33 protein-coding genes are annotated in these 26,454 nt (G+C 58.4%); 3 read left to right on the forward strand and 30 right to left on the reverse strand.

Translation table 11 applies throughout. The features are described from left to right. The first annotated feature begins 77 nt into the window (after window positions 1-77). Window positions 78-479 (forward strand): type VI secretion system tube protein TssD, encoded by a 402-nt coding sequence (tssD, locus tag MUN79_RS13580; protein WP_100335079.1) that lies wholly within the window; start codon window positions 78-80, stop codon window positions 477-479. Between the two features lie 359 nt (window positions 480-838). Here the strand turns inward: tssD (MUN79_RS13580) and MUN79_RS13585 are convergent, their stop codons facing one another. The 16 genes from MUN79_RS13585 to MUN79_RS13660 all read right to left on the reverse strand — a co-directional run bounded on the left by MUN79_RS13585 (window position 839) and on the right by MUN79_RS13660 (window position 14,778). After that, window positions 839-1,411 (reverse strand): imm11 family protein, encoded by a 573-nt coding sequence (locus tag MUN79_RS13585; RefSeq protein WP_244678138.1) that lies wholly within the window; start codon window positions 1,409-1,411, stop codon window positions 839-841. A gap of 145 nt (window positions 1,412-1,556) precedes the next feature. Next, window positions 1,557-2,042, reverse strand: a complete 486-nt coding sequence (locus MUN79_RS13590) for an immunity protein YezG family protein (RefSeq protein ID WP_244678139.1) — start codon at window positions 2,040-2,042, stop codon at window positions 1,557-1,559. Between the two features lie 10 nt (window positions 2,043-2,052). Next, complete coding sequence (locus MUN79_RS13595) at window positions 2,053-2,574, reverse strand: DNA/RNA non-specific endonuclease (protein WP_244678140.1); 522 nt, start codon at window positions 2,572-2,574, stop codon at window positions 2,053-2,055. A 96-nt stretch (window positions 2,575-2,670) separates the two neighbouring features. After that, window positions 2,671-2,949 (reverse strand): hypothetical protein, encoded by a 279-nt coding sequence (locus MUN79_RS32365; protein ID WP_244678141.1) that lies wholly within the window; start codon window positions 2,947-2,949, stop codon window positions 2,671-2,673. Between the two features lie 218 nt (window positions 2,950-3,167). Beyond that, entirely contained in the window at window positions 3,168-4,070 is a 903-nt protein-coding gene (locus MUN79_RS13605) for a DNA/RNA non-specific endonuclease (protein WP_244678142.1), read from the reverse strand. Window positions 4,071-4,184: 114 nt separating this feature from the next. Then, window positions 4,185-4,619: a tetratricopeptide repeat protein gene (locus tag MUN79_RS13610; protein ID WP_244678143.1), complete on the reverse strand. Its 435-nt coding sequence runs from the start codon at window positions 4,617-4,619 to the stop codon at window positions 4,185-4,187. Between the two features lie 5 nt (window positions 4,620-4,624). Continuing rightward, window positions 4,625-6,250, reverse strand: a complete 1,626-nt coding sequence (locus MUN79_RS13615; protein WP_262923039.1) for a polymorphic toxin-type HINT domain-containing protein — start codon at window positions 6,248-6,250, stop codon at window positions 4,625-4,627. A gap of 9 nt (window positions 6,251-6,259) precedes the next feature. Then, window positions 6,260-6,952: a phage baseplate assembly protein V gene (locus MUN79_RS13620; protein ID WP_244678145.1), complete on the reverse strand. Its 693-nt coding sequence runs from the start codon at window positions 6,950-6,952 to the stop codon at window positions 6,260-6,262. Next, entirely contained in the window at window positions 6,931-7,806 is an 876-nt protein-coding gene (locus MUN79_RS13625) for a contractile injection system protein, VgrG/Pvc8 family (RefSeq protein WP_244678146.1), read from the reverse strand. Before MUN79_RS13625 ends, MUN79_RS13620 begins: the two co-directional genes overlap by 22 nt. Before the next feature lie 417 nt (window positions 7,807-8,223). Then, entirely contained in the window at window positions 8,224-8,634 is a 411-nt protein-coding gene (tssD, locus tag MUN79_RS13630; protein ID WP_244678147.1) for a type VI secretion system tube protein TssD, read from the reverse strand. 27 nt (window positions 8,635-8,661) lie between these two features. Continuing rightward, entirely contained in the window at window positions 8,662-9,054 is a 393-nt protein-coding gene (gene tssD / locus MUN79_RS13635) for a type VI secretion system tube protein TssD (protein WP_244678148.1), read from the reverse strand. 88 nt (window positions 9,055-9,142) lie between these two features. Then, window positions 9,143-10,060, reverse strand: a complete 918-nt coding sequence (locus MUN79_RS13640; protein WP_244678149.1) for an ankyrin repeat domain-containing protein — start codon at window positions 10,058-10,060, stop codon at window positions 9,143-9,145. Window positions 10,061-10,175: 115 nt separating this feature from the next. Beyond that, window positions 10,176-11,627, reverse strand: coding sequence for a type VI secretion system tube protein TssD (tssD, locus tag MUN79_RS13645; RefSeq protein WP_244678150.1), 1,452 nt, complete (start codon window positions 11,625-11,627; stop codon window positions 10,176-10,178). Window positions 11,628-11,972: 345 nt separating this feature from the next. After that, window positions 11,973-12,470: a T9SS type A sorting domain-containing protein gene (locus MUN79_RS13650; protein WP_244678151.1), complete on the reverse strand. Its 498-nt coding sequence runs from the start codon at window positions 12,468-12,470 to the stop codon at window positions 11,973-11,975. Next, window positions 12,428-12,646 carry a hypothetical protein gene (locus MUN79_RS13655; protein ID WP_244678152.1) on the reverse strand — a complete coding sequence of 73 codons (219 nt, stop codon included), beginning with the start codon at window positions 12,644-12,646 and terminating at the stop codon, window positions 12,428-12,430. The genes MUN79_RS13650 and MUN79_RS13655 overlap by 43 nt, the downstream gene beginning before the upstream one ends. 23 nt (window positions 12,647-12,669) lie before the next feature. Beyond that, a complete protein-coding gene (locus MUN79_RS13660; RefSeq protein WP_244678153.1) occupies window positions 12,670-14,778 on the reverse strand; it encodes a S8 family serine peptidase in 2,109 nt (702 codons plus the stop codon). 291 nt (window positions 14,779-15,069) lie between these two features. Here MUN79_RS13660 and MUN79_RS13665 point away from each other — a divergent pair, with 291 nt between their 5' ends. Then, entirely contained in the window at window positions 15,070-16,596 is a 1,527-nt protein-coding gene (locus tag MUN79_RS13665) for an aldehyde dehydrogenase family protein (protein WP_244678332.1), read from the forward strand. Between the two features lie 79 nt (window positions 16,597-16,675). Here the strand turns inward: MUN79_RS13665 and MUN79_RS13670 are convergent, their stop codons facing one another. The 8 genes from MUN79_RS13670 to MUN79_RS13705 form a co-directional block, all read right to left on the reverse strand. Next, on the reverse strand, window positions 16,676-16,936 hold the full coding sequence (locus MUN79_RS13670; protein ID WP_244678154.1) for a hypothetical protein: 261 nt from the start codon (window positions 16,934-16,936) through the stop codon (window positions 16,676-16,678). Between the two features lie 121 nt (window positions 16,937-17,057). Continuing rightward, complete coding sequence (locus MUN79_RS13675) at window positions 17,058-17,801, reverse strand: LytR/AlgR family response regulator transcription factor (RefSeq protein ID WP_244678155.1); 744 nt, start codon at window positions 17,799-17,801, stop codon at window positions 17,058-17,060. Window positions 17,802-17,854: 53 nt separating this feature from the next. Beyond that, window positions 17,855-18,946, reverse strand: a complete 1,092-nt coding sequence (locus MUN79_RS13680) for a sensor histidine kinase (protein ID WP_244678156.1) — start codon at window positions 18,944-18,946, stop codon at window positions 17,855-17,857. Window positions 18,947-18,989: 43 nt separating this feature from the next. Continuing rightward, window positions 18,990-19,574, reverse strand: coding sequence for a DUF7010 family protein (locus tag MUN79_RS13685; RefSeq protein WP_244678157.1), 585 nt, complete (start codon window positions 19,572-19,574; stop codon window positions 18,990-18,992). Window positions 19,575-19,674: 100 nt separating this feature from the next. Continuing rightward, window positions 19,675-20,298, reverse strand: coding sequence for an alpha/beta fold hydrolase (locus MUN79_RS13690; RefSeq protein ID WP_244678158.1), 624 nt, complete (start codon window positions 20,296-20,298; stop codon window positions 19,675-19,677). Continuing rightward, window positions 20,202-20,603, reverse strand: a complete 402-nt coding sequence (locus tag MUN79_RS13695; protein WP_244678159.1) for an alpha/beta fold hydrolase — start codon at window positions 20,601-20,603, stop codon at window positions 20,202-20,204. The genes MUN79_RS13690 and MUN79_RS13695 overlap by 97 nt, the downstream gene beginning before the upstream one ends. A gap of 195 nt (window positions 20,604-20,798) precedes the next feature. Then, window positions 20,799-21,110: an outer membrane protein assembly factor BamE gene (locus MUN79_RS13700; RefSeq protein WP_244678160.1), complete on the reverse strand. Its 312-nt coding sequence runs from the start codon at window positions 21,108-21,110 to the stop codon at window positions 20,799-20,801. Between the two features lie 9 nt (window positions 21,111-21,119). Continuing rightward, window positions 21,120-21,395, reverse strand: a complete 276-nt coding sequence (locus tag MUN79_RS13705) for a sll1863 family stress response protein (protein ID WP_244678161.1) — start codon at window positions 21,393-21,395, stop codon at window positions 21,120-21,122. 245 nt (window positions 21,396-21,640) lie between these two features. Between MUN79_RS13705 and MUN79_RS13710 the strand changes: the two genes are divergently transcribed. After that, a complete protein-coding gene (locus MUN79_RS13710; protein ID WP_244678162.1) occupies window positions 21,641-22,057 on the forward strand; it encodes an energy transducer TonB in 417 nt (138 codons plus the stop codon). Between the two features lie 228 nt (window positions 22,058-22,285). Here MUN79_RS13710 and MUN79_RS13715 read toward each other — a convergent pair whose 3' ends face one another. The 6 genes from MUN79_RS13715 to MUN79_RS13740 all read right to left on the reverse strand — a co-directional run bounded on the left by MUN79_RS13715 (window position 22,286) and on the right by MUN79_RS13740 (window position 26,407). Then, window positions 22,286-22,546, reverse strand: a complete 261-nt coding sequence (locus tag MUN79_RS13715) for a hypothetical protein (protein WP_244678163.1) — start codon at window positions 22,544-22,546, stop codon at window positions 22,286-22,288. Continuing rightward, window positions 22,509-22,838, reverse strand: a complete 330-nt coding sequence (locus MUN79_RS13720; RefSeq protein ID WP_244678164.1) for a hypothetical protein — start codon at window positions 22,836-22,838, stop codon at window positions 22,509-22,511. Before MUN79_RS13720 ends, MUN79_RS13715 begins: the two co-directional genes overlap by 38 nt. Before the next feature lie 37 nt (window positions 22,839-22,875). Beyond that, window positions 22,876-23,490, reverse strand: a complete 615-nt coding sequence (locus MUN79_RS13725) for a hypothetical protein (protein ID WP_244678165.1) — start codon at window positions 23,488-23,490, stop codon at window positions 22,876-22,878. Between the two features lie 153 nt (window positions 23,491-23,643). Continuing rightward, the gene (locus tag MUN79_RS13730; protein WP_244678166.1) at window positions 23,644-24,075 is read right to left on the reverse strand and encodes a hypothetical protein; all 432 of its coding nucleotides are present in this window, start codon (window positions 24,073-24,075) and stop codon (window positions 23,644-23,646) included. Between the two features lie 229 nt (window positions 24,076-24,304). Next, a complete protein-coding gene (locus MUN79_RS13735; RefSeq protein ID WP_244678167.1) occupies window positions 24,305-25,531 on the reverse strand; it encodes a PQQ-dependent sugar dehydrogenase in 1,227 nt (408 codons plus the stop codon). A gap of 99 nt (window positions 25,532-25,630) precedes the next feature. Then, window positions 25,631-26,407, reverse strand: a complete 777-nt coding sequence (locus tag MUN79_RS13740) for a DUF2490 domain-containing protein (RefSeq protein ID WP_244678168.1) — start codon at window positions 26,405-26,407, stop codon at window positions 25,631-25,633. Window positions 26,408-26,454: the final 47 nt, after the last annotated feature.

Here is a 26,454-nt window from a genome sequence, read left to right on the forward strand (position 1 = left end):
AATGGCTGTTGCAAATTCTCCAAAGTTGTAGTGCCTTTATTATTCCTTCATTTTTCACACCCCCTAATCCTTTTATCATGGCATCATTTAGTGCATTTTTCAACGCCGCTGGCAGCGGTGACTGTGAAGTAGTAAGCTGCAGCTACTCCTTCGACCAGGCAATCGACGACAAAGGTCGTCCTTCGTCCAAAGTGCAAGGTGGTACCATCAAGGTTACCATCGTCTCGACCGACAGCGCGTCGCTGACCAGCTGGATGCTGGATCCGTACAAGCGGGAGAGCGGTAAAATCATCTTCAAGCGTATCGACCAGGATTCGACCTTGAAGGAGATTTCTTTCGAGGAAGCCTACTGCGTAAGCTACGCTGAGCATTTCGACGCTCGTGGTGCTGACACCAACACCTCGATGACGCTGAGCTTGACCATTTCGGCCAACAAGATCAACGCCAACGGCGCTGTTCTGGACAATAAGTGGGTATAAGCACCTGGTGCTAACCTCGCAAAAAGCCTCCGTGACATCTGTCACGGAGGCTTTTTTTTATCAGAATGTACATCTTCAGAGCGATGGAGCGTGTTGTCTTGGCCGAAGGCTCACGTGACTGCACCCGCTTCCTCTGGGGCTTTCCCTTTTGCTTTGAAGGCTTCCTATGACACAAGGGCTACAACGTCGTTGTAAAGACTCGTATCCACGATGAGCAATTGTGACTGACAAGGCAGATGAGCCAGCCGATGACCTGGAGTTAATAAATCATCGTGAGATGACCAGCGAGGGCGCAACAGCCTCAACGGTACCCCGGGGAAGGCGTACAGCTTGGACTAGTGGATAGGTTTCCATCATCCCTAAACAATTGCCGAATCCCAGACCTTCACCTCTTCTGTCATATCAATGCCAGTTAGGTTATGCTTGCGACAGGCGGCGATGAATTCATCAGAAACGTATCGAAACACTGGACTATCCGGAATTCTGAAGATGTGTTTGCCGCGTAACAAATCAGCTTGAAATACAAATTTACTGATACCGGCACACAGTCCGTTAGGCAGGATTTCTCGACACTTTGTTCTATTCTTATCTAAATAGTCCCCTACGTCTAGTACGTTAACGAGATAGTAAGTTCCTATCTCAGTTGGGTAAGGCAGCAGTTCTACACTTGTGCCCAAGAGAGGTCGTAGAGCATCTACAGCTCGCTGACTGAAAACGATACGCTCACTTCCCGCTAACGTACCCAGGTCGCCCACTTTCACACGGGGGGCGATTATGCCAAATAAGGTTGGCTGCCAGTTATCACCGACCCGCTGATATTTATCGAAGTACGTGTCCACGATGTTGCTCACGTAGTCGATATTGTCGTCGTCGTCCCAATCAAATGGGACGCTGTACTGATCGGAATCTTCTATGAATTTGTGAATCTGCATTCGAGCCTTTATTTACAGATGACCTGTGAAAATACCTTTTCCCATTTCGGAGCGAATCTTTTCCAGCTCTTCAAGAGAAGCGCGTTATACTTGTTATGGCTAGCAGTTGCTAGGGGCAATAACGCGTGTACGAATCAGCTCCAGCTTAGCTTAGCGGTTCGGGCTCGTGGTAGGACAGGCCGAACTGCTGCACAATTTCTTTCAGCCACTCCGGTGTACTTTTCTCGTTGCGCGGGAAGTGCTCGAAGTCTACACTGTACTCTTCCGCACTTGCCTCATAATCAAACGCCGGTTTTTGTTCATAATCAAATTCAGTTTCAAACTTGCCATCTGGCGTAATGGTCATTACTGCAGTATACCAGGCCCCACGGAAAGGTGCCTCATCATACATGAGTTGCCGCAGTCGCTCGAAACTAGGTGTGATACGGGTATCATATTCTAATTCCTTGTCTTTTATTCCAAAAGTCTTTGGCTCAGGAGTCTTTTCGTGATGGCTGTAAATGACAGTTCGCTCCACAAAGCTTCTCACTGCTTTTATTTCTATTTTAATAGTATCCCACTCATCAGTTGGCACACTATCAATAGCCAGTTGACCAATATGCTCAAATAAATCTTGGATTTCGTCAGTCATTGCGCGTTGATTAGAAGTTGTTAATGGTATGTGTTTTTTCTACCCCATTAATCCATTCGGTCACTTCGAAGCTATGTGGCCGGGCACTAGCATCCTTATAGATAGCCTCAATATCCACTTCCACTGTTTTACCTTCTTTAATCGCTTTGGCCCAGGCCTTTTCCATCTGTCCCCACCTGCCTTTGTGGTAGTTGTTAACGAGTTTATCCATCGCCACCACGTTGGCATTGTTTCCGGTGCCCCCAAACTGGTCACCAATCAAGTGCCCTCCCACATCATCGGCTTTGCGGCCATCTTTGACTCCTACTACACCCTGCATATATTCGTCACGTAGGCGGGTAGCTTTAGGCTCAATGCGCAACTTGCCCTTCGCTCTCCGGATGCGGCCGTAAGCATCAGTGGCGTACTCGTAGCCGCTACGCACGTAGGTGGTGTTGGGCTTGAGGCGCTTTTTGAACACCCCGGCCCCGATATCGACCAGCTCCGTCAGCGCGTCGCCCTTGTTGTGGGCCAGCAGTTGCCCGGGGCCCAACCTACATGTGCTAACTGATGACTGTCTAGGCCCGGCCCCAGCAAAAAGCCCCGGCCAAGGCCGGGGCTTTCTTAGAAGGGAAGCGTGGCCGCCAGCCTAGCTTAGCGGTTCGGGCTCATGGTAGGACAGGCCGAATTGCTGCACGATTTCCTTTAGCCAGTCCGGGGTGCTTTCCTCGTTGCGCGGGAAGTGCTCGAAGTCCTGGGCAAACGCTTCGGGAACCGGCATATAATCAAACTTGGGTTTCTGCTCGTACTCAAACTCGGTATCGAACTTGCCCTCGGCTGTGATGGTCATCACGGCTGAGTACCAGGCTCCACGAAACGGCGCTTCCTCATACATCAACTGACGCAGCTTCTCAAAGCTAGGAGTCATTCGCTCGTCATATTCTAGGTGCCGGTCAATAATTATAAATGTTTTGGGTGTGAGCTGTTTTTCTGGGTGCGTAAATGTGCCATTCTCTTCAACATAAGACCTAATAGCTCTAATAGTTATTGTAACTATATTCCAGTCATCCGTGGGCACACTATCAACAGCCAACTGGCCAATGTGCTGAAATAGGTCTTGGATTTCGTCAGTCATGAAGTGTGGAGTTAAAAGTTGTTGATTGTACGTTTATTTGACACCCCATTAATGATTTCAATGATACTAAAACTATGAGGCTTGGCCGTAGCATCCTTGTAGATAGGTTCGATATCTACATACACCTTTTCACCTCTAGCCAAGGCATCGGCCCAAGCCTTTTCCATACTGCCCCAGGTGCCGTTGGGGTAGGCATTGACCCCTTCGTGCTTCATGGCCACCAGGTTAGCGTTGTTGCCGATCCCACCAAACTGGTCGCCAATCAGGTGCCCGCCGGCATCCCCGGCCTGCCGCCCGTCGTTCTTGCCGGCTAGACCCTGCATGCGTTCGGCCGCTTTCGGATTTTGCGTCCGGGCCCGTGTGGCTTTGGGTTCGATGCGCAACTCTCCGGCAGCTTTCCTAATACGGCCGTAGGCATCGGTGGCGTACTCATAGCCGTTACGTACATAGGTATGGTTGGGCTTGAGACGCTTTTTGAATACCCCGGCCCCGATATCGACCAGCTCGGTCAGCGCGTCGCACTTGTTGTGGGCCAGCAGCTGCCAGGGGCCGGCAAAGTAGGTGTGCCAGTCGGCTACCTCCAAGTTGTAGACGGGTTCGGCCTGCACTCGAATCTGTGTGCTGACCACGGCAACGGCTTCACCCTGCCGCCGCCGGATACGGTCGCCAGGCTGCAAATCACCGGCGGCCGTCCAGCCCTGCGGTTCGGCGTACAGCCAGTGGGCCGGCGTGACGCGTAAGGGGGCGGGCTCGTCGGCGAAGTGCAGCTCGGCTATTTCCTCGGCTTGGGTTCGAAATACCTCCGTGACGGATTTCCAGTCCATGGCCTGGGTCGCCTCGTCCCAGGCCCAGTCCCAGACCAGGTCGCCTACGCGGATATCCTCGATGTTGCGGTAGTCGCCCTCGACGGCCACAGGTGTACCAGCGGCAAAGCAGCCACCAGAAAGTCTATTTTTCTATAATAACAAAAAGGCTGGCCTCACTTTACAAGTGAGGCCAGCCTTTTTGTTATTATAGAAAAATAGACTTTACAAGTCTACCTCTTGTTTTAGAAAGTTAAAGTATTTCTCATCCTCTCCATCAAATATCTCCTCGCCTTGTCCCATATAGGCGCGCATCAGTTCGTCCTTTGCTTTAGAGAAGTTACCGAGTTCATATTGTGCTTGCCCTAGCCGGAGGTGAATCAGCGGGTTACCAATAGCGTTTGGGCAATGCATAACAGCAGTTAAAGATTCTTTTGCTGCTATATAGTCCTCGTTAAAGAATTGTGCTTCGCCTAGTGAGAATAATACCCAAGTAGAAGCTTCCCAATCCTGGTAAGGTTCAGGAATTAAATCAAAAGCTTGCTGAAAGGCATGTATTGCACTATCATATTCATCTTCTTCAACGGCAGTATCACCTTCCTCACAATACTGCATTATCTCTTGGTAGAGCGCATCGTCCATTTCATCCTGTTTCTTCATCCGAATTATTTTAGAGGGGGCAAGTAAGTTTCGGTTAATTGAGCACCTCGGCTTCTGTTTATACTACTAGGCTCAAGTTCGTAATTTTTGGCATCCTTCATCCAATCTCTTACCTCTTTCGATTTTGCTCCATACTGCCTTCCTTCTCTATTCCACCAACTTACGGCGTCATCAAGATGACCCATATCCGTTTTGTCTATATCATACCAATTGCCGTCCGGCCCTAGTACTTCTTTCTTTCCAGCCGTAAGTTCTCTTATTTTTTTCTCTCCTTCCATCCGTTTGATAACGGCCTTACCTGTGCTAGATTTTTTCCCTGGAGTTCTTCCTAAGTACTGTAATCTCTTACTCTTTACCTTCGTCGGGGATGGAATCAGAGCTTTCTTCTTACTTTTGGCGGCCTTGGCTATTTTCTTTGCTGTACCTTTCAAACAGATGGTGGTATTATGAACCACAAGCATCCACCAGCTGACGAGATAAGTGTGCCAGTCGGCCACCTCGAAGTTGTACACCGTCGTAGGCTGCTCCGTGTGGTGGGTGACTTCGCGCACGGGCATGGTCTGTCCATCCGAGCGCAGCAGCTCGTCGCCCTCGACTAACTCGCCGGCCTGCTTCCAGGCCCCATTCGCCCAGAAGGGGTGCTCGGGGGTAGCCTGCACTGTATCGGTGCCCAGGCGCAGCTCAATGATGGCATCCGATTCCCGGCACATCGTCTGCGTCACAGGCTTGAGGGCCAGGTTACCCGTTTCTTCGTGCCAAGCCCAGACCAAGTCACCGACCCGGATGTCCTCGATATTCTTGTATCCATCCTGCACTGCTACCGGCGTGCCCGCCGGAAAACAGGCCGTGACGCAGAGCTTGGGCACTTTCTTGGAAAACGCCTTCAGGGCGGTGGGAATACCTTTCTTGAGAGCCAGGGCCTTGGCCGCCGTGGCAGCAAGCTTTTTCTTGGCCGCGCTCATCGCCACCTTGCCCCCGGCTTTCAGGGCGGCCCGCACCCCGGCTTTACCTGCCATCATGCCTGCCGTGGCTGTGCCGAAGCTCAATACCCCAGCTGCTACGGAGGCCACGTCCCAGACCAGGAAAGCGGCATTCAGGGCTACGCCCATCTTGTCACCAGTTTGGGCGGCATGAATAAGGTCCCGACCTGAGCCCCAAATCGGAATCAGGCCTTCGGCGAAGCTGGCCTCACCTACCGAGTTCTTTTCCTTCTCTGCCGCTTCCAGCGATTCCTGGGCATCCTGCTCGACTTCTTTCAGATCCTGACTTACATCAGGTGGCAGCGGCAACTGACCCGAGGTCAGAAACTCAATCTTGCCTTGTCCCACCGGGCAGTTGATGCAGGAGCGAAACAGCAGCGCCTCGGCTCCACCAACTTTAGCAGGATATGTATCCTGCCACATAGTAGGCGCGGGCATACAAGGCGTTGGGGTACCACCTGCCATCTGCGTCAGCTTTTGGCAAATGACAAATGAGGGAATGTTAACCAGAGGAACTTTGTCCAGGGCATTGCCAGCCATCATGCCGGCAATCTTGCTGGTGCGGGGCGTGGCTTTGAAGGGCATCGGTACCGTGCCCTGGCTACATTTCATTAAAGCCCCGGTAATGACGTATTCGAGTGGATGCGACATAGGAGGGGCTTAGATTACATCTGTGTCCGAGGAAATGAGCTTGGCTTTACCACCCGCTTTCATATTCAAGTCACTGCTGATCTGAGCCTGCATGTTGTTGCCGACTTGTAAGCCTAGATCTTTGCCATCCAGATCGATGTTCTTCTTAGCCGTCAGAGAGATATTCTCTTCTGCGTCGATGGAGACGTTTTTGGCGTGCATCACGATTTCGCCTTTATCTCCGGCCTCCAACGTAATAGTGCTTCCCAGCACCGTAACCGGGCCATTGCTTTTGATGGTGATGCTACCATCGCCCTTGAAGCCGACTTCGACGGCCGTGCCCTTGTTGTTGGAGTTGGAAATCAGAATGCGCTGTTCCCCCTTGGCATCGGCCATCACAAACTTGTTGCCGCCGGCCGTTTGCATCCCCTTCAGGTTATTCTGGGGGTTGGAATACTTGGCGCTCTGCTTGTTCTGGGGGTGAAACATGTTGCCCAGCACTACCGGGAATTCGGCCAGGCTGTGCTCGTAGGCAATAAGTACCTGGGAGCCGACTTCGGGCGTAAAGAGCTGGCCTTTGCCGTCGCCGGCGTAGGGCGTGGTTACCCGCAGCCAGCCGGTTTCGGCCTGTTTGGGCTCGTCCACGGGCCAGTAGTAGCGCGCCTTGATGCGGCCCAGCTTCTGCGGGTCGTTCAAATCGATTACCTCGGCCAGCTCGGGCATGCCGGCCGGGGGCTGCACGTGGGGTTAGGAGCGGGGTACTCGGCGGCCTCGGGCAGGGCCGTAAACGTGTTCTGGTACTGGTCAGCCTGCACCGTGTGGCTTACTTCCACGAGGCGGTACTTGCCGTAGTCGTGCTTGCCGGTAGGCGAAACGCCCTGCACCTCAATGACTTTGCCTACCCCGAAGCCGGTGTTTTCGCCGTTGCCGTAGAAGCTCACCAAGCCGCTGACCTGGTTGGCTTTCCACTCCTTAATAGCCGTATCGAGCTGGCCCTGGTCCCGGATGTGGCGGTCGGCCTGAAACTGGGAGGGCTGGGAAAACAGGGCGTCGGATTTTTGCAGGGCAAAGGCCGCAAACGGGTTGAGTTTCCCCAGCGACTGGCTTTCCGAGGTGCCCTGGTAGGGTTTGTGCGCCAGGTAGTCGTAGCGGCCCATCTTAAACTTGGTGGGACGCAGCTCGACGGCCATAGAGAAGCCCTCGGTGCCGATGACGGTGAAGGGCAGGGCCTGGGAATCGGTAGGCTTGCCCAGGCGAATCGACTCCCCGTCGTAGTAAAACCACTCGCCGTAGGAGTCGGCCAGGCGGGAGAGGAAGGTGTAGTTGCTTTCCCCGTACTGCACCACGTACTTCACCGGCGGCTGGTGCTGGGGCTTGGGAGACTGAAAGCTGACCAGATTGCGCGGGTAGGGCTTAAGCACCTCGTTGAAGATTTCCTGCAGGCCCTGCTTCTGAAAAGTGCGGCGCTGCACGCCGTCTTCCAGCAAGTACGTGGGGCTGTAGCCGCTGAGCACGAAGCTGTTGGCAAAGTCGCCGCTGTTGGACAGGGCAATGTGGGTAATAATGCCCTTGAACACCAGCGGGGGGCGGTGGTCACAATCTGGGGCGTGAGCGTAATGGTTACCGTTTTACCGCAGTAAAGCTCGTGGGCCTGGTGGAAAAACCCGTCGGTGCGGTCTTGTTCCAATACTTCGTAGGGCACCACAATCTGGAAAGAGTGATGCGCAAACAATTCCTGGCGGATGGCAATACTGTGATAATCAGAAAGTGACTTTCCGCCCTCCACGGTAATCTTTGCGGTTATTGCAATGGCCATCGGGTAAGAATTTAAAAAGTAAGAGAATAGATAATAAGGCGGGATATAATAGCAAGCTACTATGTTCCTGCCTCGTAAAAGAACGAATTTTTGGCTAAACGGCTGGCCGCGCCTGTTACACGGGCCAGGCAGCTAAGCCGGCCTGTGCCGGTGTAGGCCGTAAGCCCAAAGCCCAGAATCAGCGGGTGAGGGCCCAGTTACTGTCCTTAGCCGACATGCCCATCGTCAGCTGGCCGGCGGCAATCTGGATGACGCAGTAGTAGGCTGAATCGTCGTCACTCAGCTCGTTGGGCTCAAATACTTCTTCGTAGGACACGCAGATGCCCTGCTCAAAAGTAAGCTCCTCGTGGGCCATAGGCTGGTCGATACCGCTGAAGGCCAGTACCCCGCTCAGTTTTTTGTGCGGGTCGGCAGCCCAGCTGATCAGCTCCTCGCCCTCGGGCACCACCAAACTCAGCGTGATAAGGCCGCTGCGCACCTTGGCCGCGGCCCGGCCCCGGGTATCGGCGCTCTGGGTAAACTCGTAGCTGCACTGCGTGACGGGAAACAGCTGCCCATTCAGGTGCAGGTTGCCATTGAAAGAAGCCATAGGAGTACGATTAGGGAACGGAGCAGCCTATACCGGCCATTTGTTGTCAATTTCCACCGAGCCAATCTTGAGCCGGTTGGCCGACAGCGACAGGCTCATCGTCATGTTCTGGGCGTTCTTGGCCGCGCTGAACTCCTTGCGTAAACCCACGCAGAAAGCCTCCTCGAAGGCAATGGTTTTGCGCACGGCCCGCACGTCGGAGTGAAACACGCTGATGGAGCCGTTCATCTTCTTGGTGTCGTCCAGGGCCCAGTGGTGAAGCAGGTCGTCGGGCTGGGAGTCGAGCTCCACTTGCAGACGCCCGCCCTGTACCTTGGCCTCGGGGCGGCCCACGGCATCAGTTCCTTGGCCAATAGACCAGCCAAAGCGCCGTACCACGTAGGTGCGGCCTTCCAGGTTTAACTCAGCGTGAAAGGACATAAGCAGAAAGGAATTTGGAAGCAGCGGCGGCTACTTTCGGGTGTAAGAATTACGGATAAGAGCGGGTAACTAACGCGCAAAAGGCGGCCTAAAAGCCTTCGATGCCGCCAGCCCGGGCGGGGGCCAGCTCGTACTGCAAAGCAGGACTATCGGCCGGGAGCTGGGCTCTGAGCCAGGTGCGGAAGGCGGTTTGGGCCTCTAGGCGCACCCGGAAGTTTTCAGTGCTGTTGGGAGCTGCCGCAATGCGGGACTTCCAGCGGCGGCCCTCCTCGGTTTTCAGCCACTGTTGCCGGTAGGTATCTACGGCGGCGCGCTGCCGGGCGTTGGCATCGGCCGGGTTGGGTACCGGAAACTGCACCCCCCGCTCTTCCAGCATGTGGCGCACCCGCTGCTGCCATTTATACGTGGCGCTGTTGAGGTCGGTAAGCTGGTGGTCCTGCACCAGGAAAGCCACGGTATTGCCCGAAGGGGAAGGTTTCCGGAAGTCGGCACCTTGCTCGATGAGGTAGGCCACCTGCTCAAATTGGTTGAACGTGGCCAATAAGGTTATTGGAGTGTTGCCCATCTTGTTGACCACGTTCAAATCGGCCTTATGCTCCACGAGCAGGTGCAGGGCCTTAAACTGGCGGGCATGAATGGCGTGAAACAGAGCCGCTTCGCCGTCCATAATGCTGTTCGGGTCGCCGCGGTGGTCGAGCAGAATCCGGAGCAGTTCCTCGTCTTCGGCCCCGGCTACGAGGGCCACGGGCTGCACTTTCTCCTTGCCATTGAGCAGCGAAATCTGGTTGGGGTCGGCACCCAGGTCCAGCAGGGTCCGCACGCAGTCTTTCTGCTGGTTGGCCAGGGCAAACAGCAGCAGCGTCATACCATCGGGGCTGCTGTAGCCGAGGTTGATTTTCTGGCTGGTAACCACTTGCCGCAACGCGGCTGCGTCGCCGCGGTAAATGGCCTGGGCGGCGGGCAGCTCGGGTGCTTTGAAATACGTTTCGGGAGACTTGGTAGGCATCGGGGTGGAAGCAGAAGACGAACGATGGGAAGGCTGGGAACAGGCTGCGGGAAGGCCGATGGAAAAAACCAGGGCCAGCAGGGGCAGGTAGCAGAGTTTCCAGCCAAACATAGAATCAGGGCCGCGTGTATTTCTGGATGGTGGCCGTATCCGCATCCTTCTCGGTTTCAATGGCCGCCACCACGTCGCCAATGGGGTGGAAGCCGGCCTTCGACAGCACGTGCGGCGTGCCGACGGACTTAGGAATAAGGCCGCCCATATGATTCTGCAGGCCGTTGAGCGGGTCGCGGTTGGAGTACACGTTGTCGATAAGACCCGGGGCAGCGGCCCGCATGGCTTCTTTGGTAATGCCAAAGGGCTTCACGGAATTCGGGTGCAGGCCGGCCGCGTTGAAAGTGTAGCCCTTGGCGCCCGTAACCACGCTGGCCGCTGCCGCCAAGCCGCCGCCCAACGAGTGCCCGGCCATATCCAGGCCGGCATCCTGCACGATGTCCAGACCGGCCCCGTACTGATCTTTCAGGTTGCGGGCCAGCTCAATGGCCTGATCGTACTGCTTGGTCGGAATGCCCAGGGCCTGGGTCAGGTCGGCTTTGATGTCGCCCCATTCGGTGGGGTTGGTGCCCCGGAAGGCCAGCACTTTCCGGTTGGGCTGCTCGAAATTGCTGTCGTAAAGAGCCGCGGCAAACCCCGTTTTCTTGTCGTCCCACACCTGCAGCGCCGCCCAGCCCTCGGGTACTTCCCCTGTGAAAGTGGGCAGCAGCAACCCGCTGGGGTCGGCGGTGGTCGTAAACTGGTAGGCGTGCTGGCTTAGCCGGGCCCGCTCCACGGCCACATTATTAAACGTGAGCCGGTCGACGGCCTTCTGCAGCAAGTTGCGGTCGGCCACAAGCGGGCTGGCGCCGGCTTCGGCTACAGCGCTGTTTGAGTTGCCGGTCAGCAAAGAGCCCAGGCGGCCAAGAGGGCCCTTGCTGGCCGGAGCTGCCGCAGGGCCCGCCACCGGACCGCCCGAGCTGATGAGCTGGTCCATGTCGGCGACCTTGTTACGGCCCGACTGCAGCAGGCGCAGGCGCTTCTGGTAGCGCTCTGCCTTGGTTTCGGCCACTTCCAGGGCCTTGGCCGCCAGATTGGCGCTGGGCACGGGCGGAGCGGCGGCGGGCAGAAAACTGCTGACAGCGGCTGGCCCGCCCGCTGAGCCCGAGCCCAGCACAAACTCCGGGGCCGTGATGGTAAGGCTGCAGGCATAAGAGCCGCCCTCGCCCCGCAGCACGTCGAAGCTTTCCTGGTAGCCTACGCACTCTGCTTCCTCGAAGTGAATGGACTCGTGGGGGCTACGCTGGCTGGTGTCGTAGAAAATGATGTGGCCGCTGAGCTTTTTGTGGAGCGTGGCGGCCCAGCTTACCAGCGTGTCGTCATCCTGGGGTACATCGAGCTGCAAAAGCAGCGGACCCTGGCGCACCCGGGCCGACACCCGGCCCCGTTCCTGGATTTGCTGTTGGAACTCCAGGGCACACCACAGCACGGGGTAAGCCTGCCCGTTGATATAGAGTTCAGCATGAAATGATGCCATAACGATGCGCTCTGAAAAGGTGATACTGCCGCACTGTATACGTGCGGCGCCTAGTCGTACTGATATATAACGGGGGTAATATAGTTGTAAAATTTCAGCTAGTCCGGGCAAGGGCTTTTCAACGGCCGTGCTTCAGACCTGAATTTAGGCCCAGAAGTAGACGGGAAAAAAGGGTTTTCCGAGTTTCATAACACAGATGAAGTGTTGGGTGAAAAATTTAAAAACCAGTCTTTTATCCGAGTCTACCCGAAAGCAGCCCCAGCAAAAAGACTGGTCTTGTACCTGTGTAATACGTTGGGGTAGAAAGATAAACGGGCCACTTACTTCAGCCAGCCGAGCTGTAGGCTACTCTACTACAATCTGGCGGGAAAGAACCTGGGCCGGGCCCTGAACCTGCAGTAAGTAAATACCCGCTGGCAACGTGCGCACGTCAAGCTCGGGGCGGGTGCCTGCTATTGCCTGCTGCCGCACCAGTTGGCCCACGCTAGTAAAGAGCCGCAGGGTGTGGAGCCCCAGCCCAGCGGGCACTTCAAGCTGGAGCTTCGTGTGCGCCGGATTCGGATAGGCCTGCCACAGCACTGCGGGCACGGCCCGGCGGGTGGGCAGCAGCAGGCGGTAGCGGCGCCCGGCCGCCTCGGCGGCGGCTTGCAAGGCCGGCAGGGTAGGAGCCCCCAGCACGGCGAAGGCCACCACGGTCGAGTCGCCGGGCGCGAGGCGGCCCAGGGCCGCGCCCACTACTTGAGACACATCGGTGCCGGTGGTGAGGCCCACGCTGCTTTGCCGGGCTTTGCTACTCAGGGTCAAAAACTTTTCGGCGCTGCTGAATCCATCGGCCAAGCGCACGGGGTACCGACGCCGGCGTTGTTATTAATGGAGTAGCAGCTGGCTGTCCCGCCTTGCAGCAGCTTCACCCCAACGTACACCGTCGGGTTTTCCCGGTCGTAGGCGTAGCCCAAGGTCCGTACCGAGTCCCAGGCGGCGGCATTGCGGCCGGCTTCGGGCAGCACGTCCCAGTCCATAAACAGCCCCGCGTACAGCGGCTTCAGCGTGTCGGGGTGATATTCTGCAGGTGGTATTCCACAATGGCGTAGTCCCGGTCGGCGGCAGTGGACCAGGCGTAGCCGCGCTGCCGGATGCGGAGGCCCACCGAGCCGGGGCGCTTGGTGGTAGGGACCGAGTCTTGGAACACGCCGGAGGCTTCCTGGGTAGCGCGCACCGGCTGGCGGCTCAGCTGAATCTGGCTCAGGGCGTAGAAATCCTGGTTGGCCTCGTTGCGCTCATTGCGCACCCGGTCTGCCACGCGCGTGGGCGAAGTCGCCACCAGCAGGCCGCCTTCGTAGAGCAGGGGCGCGCTGCCTTTGTAAGTCACGCTTTGCCCCAAATCGGAGCCTAAACCGTCGTAGCCCAGGTTGCCGCGGCTGGTGAGCGTGAGGTGCAGGTCGCCGGCGTCGAGCACGACATAGTCGGGGTTAAGCGTCAAGGTCAAAAACTGGTCGGTCTGGTAGCCGTTGTCGGCCGTGAGGCGGTAGCGCAGCTGGGCCCGGGTGTTGATGGGCACATTGGCCGCCACGGCCAGGCGAAAGGGCGCAGCCGAGTTGGTCGCACGGCCCAGCGTAGGCAGGGCTCCCGCCGCAAAGGTGCCCTGGCGCACCGTGAGGTAAGGCGAAAGGGAAGTCAGCGTGACGGTAAGGCCACTGACGGGCTGCAGCAGGTTCTGAACCGTTATGGCTACCTGAAGCGTGTCGTTGGGCTGGTAGGCCTGGCGGGCCGGGGCCGTTTGGGTGCTGATGATGCGGGCCTCGCGCCGGTCGGTGAAGCGCACGGCGTGGTGCACGTTGAGGCGGCCCGTACCGAGCTTGCCGCGCAAGGCCGAGTTGCCAGGCAGGGAGTACACGTCGTCGGCGGTTTGGCGCAGCTGGGCCGCTATCTGGTCGGCGGTAAACTGCGGGAAACGGGTGCGCACCAGGGCCGCCGCGCCAGCCACCAGCGGGGAAGCAAACGAGGAGCCGTTGACCGGGTAATAGTCGCTGTCGTTATTGCCCAGAATGGTCAACACCTGCTCGCCGGGGGCCGACAGCGACACGTGGTTGCTGTACGTGGCCGGGCCCGATTTCTCATCATTTGGAGCCAGGGCCGCCACCGAAACCACGTGGTCGTAGCTGGCCGGGTAGAAGTCCAGCTCCGCGTTGGTGTTGCCGGCCGCCGCCACTACTACGGCGTTGCGGTTGACAGCGGCGTAGGTAATGACGTCCTGCTCAAACTGGGAGCGGCTGCCCGGGCTGCCCCAGCTCACGTTGATTACCTGGCAGCCGTGGTCGGCGGCGTACACAATGGCCTCGAAGCCGGCGAAGCTGCCCGTGGTGGTGTTGGGGTAAATCTTGAGCGGCAGGTACTTGCACTTAAAGCCGACCCCGGCCAGGCCCACGCCGTTGTCGGGCTGGGCCACGGCGCAGCCCGTTACCAGAATGCCGTGCACGGGCTGAAACACGGCCATGTTGATAGAGGCGTCGTTGTCGTTGTCGGCTACGTCCCAGCCCCGGAAGTTATCCACGTAGCCGTCGTTGTCGTTATCGAGGCCGTCGATGGGGTCGGCGTAGTTTCTCTTGAGCTGCCCCCGCAAATCCTCGTGGCTGTAGCGCGTGCCCGTGTCGGTGATGCCGATAACGATGCTCGTGTCGCCTTGCGTAATATCCCAGGCCCGGTAGGCCTGAATGTTTTTCAGGTAAAACTGCCCGTCGGTGCGGGTCGAATCGGCCAGCGGGTCGTTGGGCTGGTAGAGCGGGGGGCGGAAGTTCAGGGGCTCGGCGTATTCCAGCACGCCGGTTTGCAGCAGCGCCCGGCAGGCCTTGGCTACTGGCACGCCCGTTTTCAAGCTTACCTGATACACCAGCTGCAGATCCACCGAGCCGGGCAGCTCAGGGCTGGCGGGCAGGGTGCGCGGAAATTTCTGGCGCAGCTTGGTCGCGCCCACCTTTTCCAGGGCTTGCTGCAGCTTGGGCAGGAGAATCTGATCGGTGGTGCCTAAGGCCTTGAACTCGGGGCGGAGCTTGAAGACCAGGGTGCCCGGCAGCTGCGGCGCCGTCTGGCTCCAAACCGGCCGGGAACTGCTTAGCAAAGCCAGAAAAAGAAAAATATGTAGCAGTCGGGGCATAAGCAGGGATTCAACGGTACGCGGTTACGTACGTAAATTTAGCTTCCGGCAGGGGTAGTTGCCGAGCTTGGCTGTTACTTTTCGACCAACCCGGCCAATTACGCCCTCAATCCTCGTTCCTTCTCTTTTCCAAGTTTTTATGACCCTTCCCGCCCAAAAGCACCAGGATACCATTGATACTGCCATCCGGGCCCTGCACGGCCGGACGTTCTTTGCCGCTTTTCCCGAAAATCCTTCCCCGAAATCTACGGGGCTGATGCTGACCGGCTGGGCCGGGAAGCCTTCGAACGGCTGCGCAACCGGCGCTTTACCGAGCTGCTCCAAACCGGGGCCGAGCAGTGGGTGGGGCAGGAGGAGTCGCCCTATGAGCAGCAGCCCCTGGGCATCGAGTACCCGTTTTTTGAGCCCGAAATTCTGGTAGAGCGCGCCCAGGCCAGCTTCGAGCAATGGCGCAAGCTCAAGCCGGCCCAGCGCGCGGCCTTGCTCACCGAGGCCCTGGACGGCATCAAGGACCGGTTTTTTGAAATTGCCTACGCCACCATGCACACCACGGGCCAGGCGTTTATGATGGCCTTTCAGGCCAGCGGCCCCCACGCCGCCGACCGGGCCCTGGAAGCCATTGCCGCCGGCTACGAGGAGCAAACCCGCTTTCCGGAAGAAACCCGCTGGGAAAAACCCATGGGCAAGTACAACCTGGCCTTGCTCAAAACCTGGCGGGCCGTGCCCAAGGGCGTCGGGCTGGTCATCGGCTGCTCCACGTTTCCGACCTGGAACTCGGTGCCGGGCCTGTTTGCCTCCCTCGTGACGGGCAACCCGGTACTGGTCAAGCCCCATCCCAAGGCCGTGCTGCCCATTGCCATTATGGTGGCTGAGGTGCAGAAAGTACTGGTTGCCTACGACCTGGACCCCAACATCTGCCAGCTGGCCGTGGATGCCGCCGACCGCCTTATTGCGGTAGATTTGGCCGAAGACCGCGCCGTAAAGCTCATCGACTACACCGGCGGAGCCCAGTTTGGCGAGTACATCGAAAGCCTGAAGGGTAAAACCGTCTTTACCGAGAAAACCGGCGTCAACTCCATCATCCTCGACTCCTGCGACGACCTAGACAAGGTGGCCCAGAACCTGGCGTTTTCGGTGAGTTTGTACTCGGGGCAAATGTGTACGGCCCCGCAAAATTTCTTTATTCCGGCCGCCGGAGTTCGGGTAAACGGTGAGTTGGTGCCCTACGAGGACGTAGTGCAGGCCCTGGCCGCCGCCGTAACGGGCCTGGCCAACAATCCCAAAGTCGGGTCCCACGTGCTGGGCGCCATTCAAAACTCCGAAACCTACGCCCGGGTGCAGCAGCTTACCCTGGACGGCAGCCGCAGCATCCTGCCCCACGGTACGGTAGCCCACCCTGTGTACAAGAATGCGCGCACTTGCTCGCCTTGCATTCATGAGGTGGAGGCGGCCCGCATCGAGCAATTTAGTCAGGAGCTGTTCGGGCCCATTATGCTGGTTATCAAAACCCAGGATACCCAGGAAAGCATCCGGCTGGCGGCCCAGTTGGCCCGGGAGTACGGGGCCATCAGCTGCGGAGCCTACACTACCGACGAGCAGGTGAAAGAGCAGATTATGGATCAGATGAGCCTGGCCGGCACGCCGGTGAGCTTCAACCTGACTGGCAGCATCTACGTGAACCAAAACGCGGGCTTCTCCGACTTCCACGTCACGGGCGGCAACCCGGCCGGCAACGCGTCCTTTACCAACCCCGAATTCGTCATCAAGCGCTTTACCTGGGTGGGCTTCCGGGAGCCGGCCCCTACTATGGTAGAGTAGCCCGTGGCAAGCAAAAAGCCCCGCTGAACAGGTTCAGCGGGGCTTTTTTGTGAGCATCGAAAGCAAAATCAAAGCAAGACTACCGGCCGGGATTCTTGTCAAACTTGTAGTCCCGCGGAGCCGTAACCGTCCCGGACTTGTAGGGGTTGCGGGCGTTCAAGTCGACGCCGAAACCGGGGCTGCGGCGCTTTTTAAACTTGGACTTGTCGTTATTGCGCCGCGACGATTCGCTGTAGGCTTTGTATTTCTTGGGGTTACCGCCCTGCCGCACCGTGTCCTGGGAGCAGGCGGCAGCGGTAAGAAGTAAGCCCAAAGCACATATGTTTAGTAGTTTTTTCATGAGAGAGGCACTTGAAAACAGTCCATTCGGCCGGACTGGATTATTGTGCTCTAGTATACTAATAATGAGAAGGAAAAGATGCACTAACGCGAGGCCGTAACGCCAGACTTGGCCGCGCAGCTTACAGGCTTAGTAGCTCCCGGAACAGCACCGACTGTTTGCGCGAGACTTCCACCTCCGGCCCCTCGCGCAGCTTGATCTTGAGCGTGTTGCTAAACCAGGGCTCAATACTGTTAATCCATTTGAGGTTGATAATCTGCTGGCGGTTGGCCCGGAAAAAAACTTTTGGGTCGAGGCGGGCCTCCAGGTGCTGCAGGGTCCGCGGAATCAGGGGGCGGTGCTGCTCGAAGTAGATTTGGGTGTAGCTGCCGTTGATTTCGAAGAGCTTGATGTCGGAGAGGCGCACAAACCAGCACCGTTCCCCGTCCTTAACAAACACCTGGTCGTTGGCCGAAAGCGGCTGGGGCGCGGGCTCCGGCTCGGAAGCAGCCGGCACCGCGGCGGCGGCGGGCGTCAGGAACTGGGCGCGGGCCTTTTCCAGGGCCACCGTTAGCCGGGCCTCGCTGATGGGCTTGAGCAGGTAATCCAGCGCGTTGACTTCGAAAGCCCGCAGCGCGTACTCGTCGTAGGCCGTGGTGAAGATAACCTGCGGGGCCGTTTCCAAGGATTCGAGCAGCTCGAAGCCGGTTTCGCCGGGCATGTGAATGTCGAGAAACAGCAGGTCGGGCTGTAACTGGGTTAGCTGCGCCCGGGCTTCGGCCGCGTGCCGGGCCTCACCCACAATGGTGACGTCGGGAAAAGCCTGGAGCAGGTGGCGCAGCTCGGTGCGGGCCAGGCGGGAATCATCAACCAAGAGGGCATTCATAACGGGCAACGGTAGGAAAGAAGGGCGTAAGGGAGAAGCGAATCGGGTGAATACTAAGCGGAAACCGCGGCCGTGGCTGCCACGGCGGGCTGGGGCAGCTGCCCGGCCGGCAGGTGCAGCTCGGCCACCACGGTGTCGGGCGTCGTGGGGTCGTTGTGGAGAAGCAGGCCCGCGGCCGAGCCAAACAGCAGCTGCAGCCGTTCCCGGGCGTTGCGCACGCCCACGCCCTCGTGGCCGGGCCGGGGCTGGTACTGGCCGGTGTTGCGCACCGTTACCAGCAGCCGGGCACCGCTGAGGCGGGCCGTCAGCTCAATCGTGCCGCCGTCGGGCCGGGGCGCAATGCCGTGCTTGATGGCGTTTTCGACCAGCAGTTGCAGCGTCATGGGCGGGATGAGCACGTTCAGGGTATCGGGGACCACGTCGAGCGTGTACGTCAGCCGCTCTTCCAGCTGCATGGCTTCCAGGGCCAGGTAGTGCTCCACGATTTCCACTTCCCGGGCCAGGGTCACCTTCTCGGTGCTGTTGAGCTGAATGGAGTAGCGCAGCAAGTCCGAAAGGTGGGTTATCATGTCGCGGGCCCGGGCCGGGTTTTCGGTTACCAGCGCCCGGATGTTGTTGAGCCCGTTGAACATAAAGTGCGGATTGATCTGGGCCTTAAGCATGCGCATTTCGGCTTCCTGCACGGCCGCTAGCAATTTCCACTTGTCGACCTCAGCCCGCTTGTAGCTGTCGAGGTAGTGCAGGCCGAAGTAGAGCAGGGCCCAGAGCCAGAACACGAAGTTGCCGTACAGCGTGTAGAGAAACAGGGCCACCCAGCTGAAATCTGCCGGCTTGAACATGCCCACGACGTACATCATGATGGCCGAAATGAGCAGCTGCGTGACCAGGGAAAGCAGAAAGTTGGCTACCAGCAGGCGGGGCACCACCGCCAGCACCGGCAGCCGCAGCCAGCCCCCGCGCCGGATAACGGCCCGCAGCAAATGGGAAGCACCGATGTTGAGGGCCACGATGCAGAGCTGCGCCAGCACGTAGTTTACCGTCAGCTGGCCCATTATCTTGAAAATGGTAATGCCCAGCAAGGCGTACAGCCCCCAGCAGGTGACTTGCAGCACCCAGTAGAGCCGACGACGGGTAAAAGGCAGCATAAGCGGCGGAATTAAGGAAAAAATGTCGGGTCTAGCTGGCCGCTTAGGCTGCGGCGGCTACCAGGGCTGGGGCCTGCTGACGCTTTTTCTGGTAGTCGAGGTAGAGCCAGCCGGCCAGCAGCAGCAGGCTGGCCACCGTGAAGCCCGGAATGTAATAGAGCTTTTCTACCGGCAGGCGGGTGCCCAGCACCATGCAGCCCAGGGCAATAACGCCGGCCATAATGGCAAAGGACTTGGTGTTGTAAAACCAGGCGTAGGGAAAGAAATGGGCCCCGGTGATGATGCCGTAGGTCATGATAAAGTATTGGGGGTGTTTGATATACATAAAAATCAGAATCGGAAAATAGAAAAGCTGGGCGAAGTTAAGCCACAGGCCCAGGGGCTGAATCGGGTTGTCCTTGATAGTCCAGGTGGTGCGGAAAACCTTGGAAAACAGCAGGGCCATGGGCAGCATTACCCCGCTCAGGCAAAGGGTAAAGAGCCCGTTGCGGCCGGGGCTGTTGGGCAGCATCCAGATCAGGGTAATGGCCGTCCAGATCAGGCTGGCCGCGACAATGAAATCCAGGCCGTTTTTAGCCTTTACCGAGAGTTCGAGGCGCAGCGCGTCCAGGTTTAGTTGAGCAGACATAAGGTGGGTAGTTGAGAGGACGGAAAAGCAACGCAAGCAGGTGGCCGGCGCGGGCCAGTGGTAATCGGTGGCTCAAAATGCGCCGCGCCGGCCAATTTTCCTACTTGCGGGCCACTACGTTCTGCTTCAGGAAGGCGTCCGCCTGGGCCAGATACCACTGGGTGTCGTCGTACATGAGGAAGTGGCGGCCGGCTTCCGACATTTCGATGCGGTGGTTGGGCAGCTTGGCGTACTGCTGGGCAAAGATGGCGCGGGTGCTTTCCTTTGTCGAGCCGTACTGCTTGTAGGCGGCCCAGGCGCCCAGCACCAGGGCCGGCTGCTGAATGCGGCCCAGGTCGGCGCGCAGGTCGGTGGTCATCATCTCGTACATGGCCTGGGCCACGGTAGCCGGGTCGGAGGCCTGACCCCAGCGGGCCAGTTGCGTCACGCGGGCCGAGTCGGTTACCAGGCTGCTGACCATCTGGCGCTGGGCGGGCATCGGCATTTTGCCCTGGCTCATCTGCTGGCGCATGCCCTCGGCCATGGGCTTGGCCGCTTCGGCCGTCAGGTTGGGGTTCTGAATGGCCGACATAAACGGCAGCGAATCGACAATGACCAGGGGGCCCACGGCTTCGGGCTGGGTGGTGCTCAGCCACAAACCCATGAAGCCGCCCAAGCTGTGGCCCACAATGACGGGCTTGTTGAGCTTGTTGGTTTTGATGTAGCCCAGCAGCTGGTCGCGCACGCCCTGCAGAAAGTTGGTGGTATTAGCGGCAGCCGGCTGGCCCCAAAGCCCGCCAAGGACACGATGTGGCACTGATACTGCTTCTGGTAGTGGGCCACCGTGGCGTCCCACACCACGCCGGGGCAGGTCAGGCCCGGAATCAGCAGCATGGGCTGGCCTTTGCCAACCACCTTCACCGTGAAGCTGGGGTGGGCCGCGGCGTTGTCGGCGAAGCTGGGAGCGGGAGCAGCCTGGGTGGCGGCCAGCGGAGCGGCGGCCAGCAGGAGGGCGGCCAGGATGGGGCGGAGGGTAGCGGAGACGTTCATCGGAGTAGAGAGTAGCTGTGGTTGAATGATGGATCAAACCTAGCGCCTCCCGGAGCCGAACGGAACAAGTTTTGGGCGAACGGTAAATCCGGCCGCTGACCTGCCTAAAACCCGGCCGAATGGAAAAGCCCAAACGCGGGCGGCCCCGCCTCCCGAAGGAGGCGGGGCCGCGCCGGTTTACTCTACAAAAGGCCGTTAGTTACCGGTAGGCCGCTCCGAGCCGGAAGCCTCCGGGGCGCAGGTAGCCGAGCTTACCTTGCCGTCGGCGTCGAACTGAATGCGGATGGGCTGGGTATCGGTGGCGCTACCAAAGAGGTAGGACCAGGTTTTGCCGTTGGTGCCGGCCATATCCTCCCCGGTGGGCGGACCCATAATGCCGCGTACCTGCTGCTCACTCATCCCAACCTGGACTTTGACGCAGTTTTCGGCATTCTGGAAGCTTTCCTGGGCCGTGCAGCCGGTAAGCAGGGCAGCAGCCAGGGCCACCATTGGAACAAAGATTCTCATAAGGTGGGGCTAAATGATGTTGCGCAGGTCCTCGCGCAGGGTGTCGATGCCGCGGCGGATTTCGTCCCAGGTGCTCGTGGGCCGCTCCTCTGTCCGGCCAGCGGGGCCTACCAGGTCGGCTAGCTTGGCTCGCTTTACTTCCAGGGCCGCAATGTGCTCGTGGTAAGTATTTTCGGAGTTGACCGTAGTGGCGTGGGCACGGTTGCGCAGGGTCTTGATCTTGGCGTCCAGCTCGTCCAGAGCCTGATGCAGCTCCGTTTCGCTCAGGTGCTGGGGCACGCGCATATTTTCGGGGAAGGAGTGTACGACATGGTGGTAAAAGCTAGAACAGAGTCGGAAAAAGCAGTTGGCGTAGGAGGTAGACTTACTGTACTGGTTTTTGCCGGCAAAGGATTTCCAATGTTACCAACACAACGGCAACACAAGCTTAACTGTAGGGTTACCAGCGCTGCTGGCTGGGCGCATAGCTTTGTGGGTCTGCTATATACCACTACCACTATGCCCGATTCTTACTCCTGCTTTCGAGTTTTTTGCTTTTAGTAGGTCAGCTACGAGCCCAGAATCAGCTGGTCGCCGCCCTTACCGATAGTGGCAGCAGCGTAGGTGCCACCCCGGCCGCTGCGGCCCCGTCGGTGTACCACGTGGCTGAGGAAATGCCCAGCTTCCCGGGTGGTGAAGCGGCTTTTACCAAGTTTCTGCGGGCCAAAATTCAGTACCCCACGGCGGCTCTCAACCACGGCACCTCGGGCAAGGTCCACGTGAGCTTCGTGGTGGATGAGCAGGGCCACATCCTCGACGCCAAGGTGGTGAAGGGGCTGGGCTTTGGGCTGGATGAGGAAGCCCTGCGCCTGGTGCGCATCATGCCCTGGTGGAACCCCGGCAAGATTAGCGGCCAACCCGTGAAAGTGGCCTACACCCTGCCCATCGTGTTCCGGGCGTTGGAGTAGGTGGTGAAATGGTGAACTAGTGAAATGGTGAGTTTTCGTCTGTCATCCTAAGCTCAGCGAAGGACCTTTCTCACCTTGGTGACAAGGTCGAATCGACGTGCCAAAGCCCTTTACTACTAGCGTGGTAAAGGGCTTTGGCACGTTGGTAGCAGCCATAGTGGGAACATGGAGGAAGGTCCTTCGCTGCGCTGCACTCAGGATGACAGAGTAAACAACAACTACGCCTAGCTACACCCCGAACGTCTTCGGCACGCCTAGCTCCCGGGCCAGGGGCGCGGCGCCGGATTGCCAGAGGCGCTGCAGCAGCGTTTGAATGGCTTCGGTGAGCTCCAGGTGGTAGTCGGTGTGGAGCTTTTCGGTTTGGCGCAGGGCGTCGTGGGTGCGCTTGGCCAGGTGCTGGAGCAGGGGCTGAGTAGGGCCGTGCAGGCGGCTTACGAGCTGGGGCTGATGCTCAAAAACCCGGTTGAGCAGGCGCAAAGTCAGCTCCACTTCCCGAAGGCGTCCTCGGTAATCTTGGCGTGGTAGCCGATGCGGGCCTGCAGCTGGCGCACGATGACCAGCAGGTCGTTGGGGTTTGGTGGTAGCCTCGCACCGGGTCGTCAATCTGGGTGCGGAGCTGGGTGCGGCGGTCCTCCAGGGCCTCGGGGCCTTCGAGCAGGCGGAAGGCCAGCTGCTCGGTCAGCACGGCATCCTGGGCCACGAGGCGGGCCAGGAGCTGGTCTTTTTCCTTTTGGGGTAAGTTGAAAAGGGCTTTGCGCAGGTCGGGGGAAAGAGCGGGCATGCAGTACGGCTAAGTCAAACTACAAAACACGCAAAAGCTACGCAGTGTGCCACCGCCGCGCCATTTTCCAGCCGTTTAGGGCTGTAATTCCCAGTAGGAAGACGATTGGTAGCTGCCAGATAGGAGAAGAAAAGGCTTTGTGCCAAGCTTGTTGCCAGCGGGTAAACCAGTTCTGCATTTGTGTTTCAAAAGAAGGTGGTGAAGGATGATAGTATAGTACATCGTTGCAAAGACAAAATTCGGGCAGTTTCAATCCCGAACTATTAGGTGGCCGGTAGGCTTCCGTAAAAGCATATAAAGTAGTTGGCCCGTGGTGAAAGTCGACCAAATACTTGGGTGTAGCGGCATTGGCCCAATCCAGCATTCGAATCACACTAGCGTAGGTGGATTGGTTTCCAAAACGGATGCGAATACCATGCGCTTGCAATGAGTCCAGTTGCATAGCTTCAAAAGCCTGTCGTGCTTCTTGTGCAGTGGCCACATCCTGTTCGGTCACTCCGGTGAAGGCAAAGTCCTGCCAGGACCGGAAGTGGGCTAATTGAGAATAATATCGTAATCCTCCTTCAGGAATTATAGGAGAAGACTTTTCAGGTTCGTCATGCCTGGGAATGATGGCATCGGAAACTGGCTTGGGCGGCAGCGTTACCTGCATTACATACTTTGGTTGTAACTCCTTATACCAGGGCCGTACAGCCAGACACCCCATCAACAGCAGAAACCCCAGCGCTAGCAGGCCGGGCGGAAACAGCAGGGGCCGGTGGTAGCGGCGAACAGGGTGGAATAACATGACAGGGCGAAGGTGAAACTACATTGTTACATGATGAGCGCCTGCCACTAGCAAGCTCGTTGATCCGTAGCGCATGTCCAGCCACCACATTCGAAGATTCGCCTGATTAAAGCAGTCCAGGGCCCAAATTAGGGAGCTATACCGGGCCGTATGGGCAAACCGAATTCGTAGTCCGTCACCTTCTCCCGGGGCCGCCTGTAAGCGCCGGACGATTCCTTGGGCTTCCTGCGCGGCAAAGTAGTCCAGCCAGAGGTTGCCGGTAAAGGTCACCGTCCGGAGCGGCAACTTTTGCTGCTCCTGCAACGACGGAAACACAAGCATACCACGGCGAGGATATTTGCCGCTATTCTCGAAAACAGGAAAGATGCTGAGCGCGTACCGGGGCATCCATTGGTTGGTCAGCTGCGCTAGTTGCTGACAGCCCAGCAGCAGTAGTACTAAAATCAGCAAGCTGGGCGGAAACTGTAGGGGCCGGTGGTACCGACGAAGAGAAGCAGTTGACATGGCCGGGCGGAAGGTTAGACCAACAAGTAACGTCCTAAAGCGTGCTGATATTAAGTAAAAAGAACGTCATGCAGAGCGCAGCGAAGCATCTCGCGTGCAGTCGTTGAGTTACTAATCCAACGTCAGCACGCGGGATTCCTCGCTGGGCTCGGAATGACGTTCCTTTCTCAGCAGCTTACCCTTTCTTCACCTTGGCTTTCTCTGCCGACTTGCCGCCGGCATACGCCACGCGGTAAATCACGCCGTTGGAGTCGTCGGAAATGAGCAGAGAGCCGTCGGTGTGCTGGGCAATGCCGCAGACGCGGCCGAACTGCTCCTTGTTGTTGTTGACAAGCCAGCCGGTTACGAAATCCTCGATGCGGATGGCCTTGCCCTGGGCGTCGAATTTGACGCGCACGATGCGGTAGCCCGAGGGCTGGGCGCGGTTCCAGGAGCCGTGCATGGTCACGAAGGCGTCGTTGCGGTACTCTTTCGGGAACTGCGCACCCTTGTTAAAGACCATACCCAGCGGGGCCGCGTGGGCGGCGTAGAGCTGGGTGGGCTTCACGGTTTTGGCTGCGTACTCCTCGGGCGTCATGTCGGCGGGCTGGGGGTGGGGCGGGATTTTGCCGTCGGCGTACACGTAGGGCCAGCCGTAGTCGGCGCCTTCCTTGATTTCGTTAAGCTCCTCGCGCTGGTCTTCGTCGCCGAGCCAGTCGATGCCGTGGTCGAAGCCCCAGAGGGCCTTGGTGCCGGGGTGCCAGCCGAAGCCGATGGTGTTGCGCAGGCCCTTGGCAAACACCTGCCGGCCCGAGCCGTCCGTATTCACGACCAGCAACGTGGCCTGTTCCTTGTTTCGCTCGTCGCAGGCGTTGCAGGTGCTGCCTACAGAGAGGTAGAGCTTACCATCGGGGGCAAAGTTGAGGGTGCGGTTGGGGTGCTGACCGGCGTCGGGCAGGTCTTTGTAGAGCGTTTTCAATTCGCCCAGCGTCCCGTCGGCCTGGATGTCGGCCACGAACAGCTCCCGGATGGCGCTGATGTAGAGCTTGCCGTCTTTCAGGGCCAGCCCGTGCAGATCGGGGCGCTTGGCTACTTCCTTCATCAGGTCCGATTTGCCGTCCTTGTTCGTGTCGCGCAGCAGCTGCACGGTGCCCTTGGTGCGGTCCGACACGTACACGTCGCCGTTGGGGGCTACGGCTAGCATGCGCGGGTTGCCGGTTTTCTCAGCGAATTTGGTGACGGTAAAGCCCGCCGGCGCCTTGAGCTGGGCCACGTAGGCCTCGGTGGCGTCTACCTTTCCCGGCTTGAACACATTGACGGCAAAACCGTCTTTTACCGTCTTCTCATAGTCGTTTTGGGCCTGGGCCGAGAGTATAGAGAACAGGGTAGCTACCGTCAGGCAGCCGGAAAGCAGGATTTTCATACGGGGATAGTTAAGGAAATACTGCTCAGCTTTACCGGCTCAACGGTAGCAGGGTTACAAAACAACCTGCTGGCTAGCCCGGTAGCACAACCCGGCAACCTACTTCGCCAAGGTCAGATCGTAGGATATTCCCAGCCGAAAGCCTTGGTTGAACTCAAACACGGGCAAACCCGAAACGGGCTCGTCTTCTGCGTGCTGGGTTATCTGGTAGAGATACAGGCCCTCCAAGCTGAAATTGTCCCGCACCTGGTAGCCCAGGCCCGCCCCAATCCGGTTCTGGTTGAATACTTTGCTGACGTTACGGCCGAAGCTCAGAAATACCTCGTCGAAGGCCATTAGGTACCACTCGCCCGGGTCAAGGCGAGTTCCTTGCAGCGGCAGCGTAAGTGCCAGCTGGTAGCGGATGCGGTTTTGGTATTCCCAGCTTTGCACGGTACGACCTTGTCCCTCAGCTAACTGGCCCTGCCAGCGCTGTTCCAGCCGCAGGCGCTGCTCTAGTCCGAGGCGGCCCAGGGTGTCGCTGAGCTGCACGTCTTGGTAGCTGCGGTGCTCGGGAAAGGGTACGCCGGTGTCGGCGGTGGGAAAGTCGCCGTAGGGGCGGGTTATCAGGTTGGTATAGCCGGCCGCCACGCTTAGGCGGGGCCGAAGCTGGTAGGCTGCGCCCAGGCGGGCCAACTGCTGCTGGGGCTTGGTCAGAAACTCGGTGCGCCGCCACTGGTACTCGGTGTGCAGCGTCCAGCGCTTACTGATTTGATGGTCGCCCTCGTACACATACCAGCCGATGTGGTTGCGGTCCTGGATGCGGTTGGCTTGCCCGAAAGCGGCGAAAGAGCCCCAGCAAAGTAGAAAAGTCGCGCCGGGCTTGAGAAGAGACATACCCGTTAGACGACGGGTTTGCGGTTCAGGTTGAGCTAGAAAGGCAA

Origin of the sequence: Hymenobacter cellulosilyticus (assembly GCF_022919215.1) — a bacterium.
Classification (GTDB): Bacteria; Bacteroidota; Bacteroidia; order Cytophagales; family Hymenobacteraceae; genus Hymenobacter; species Hymenobacter cellulosilyticus.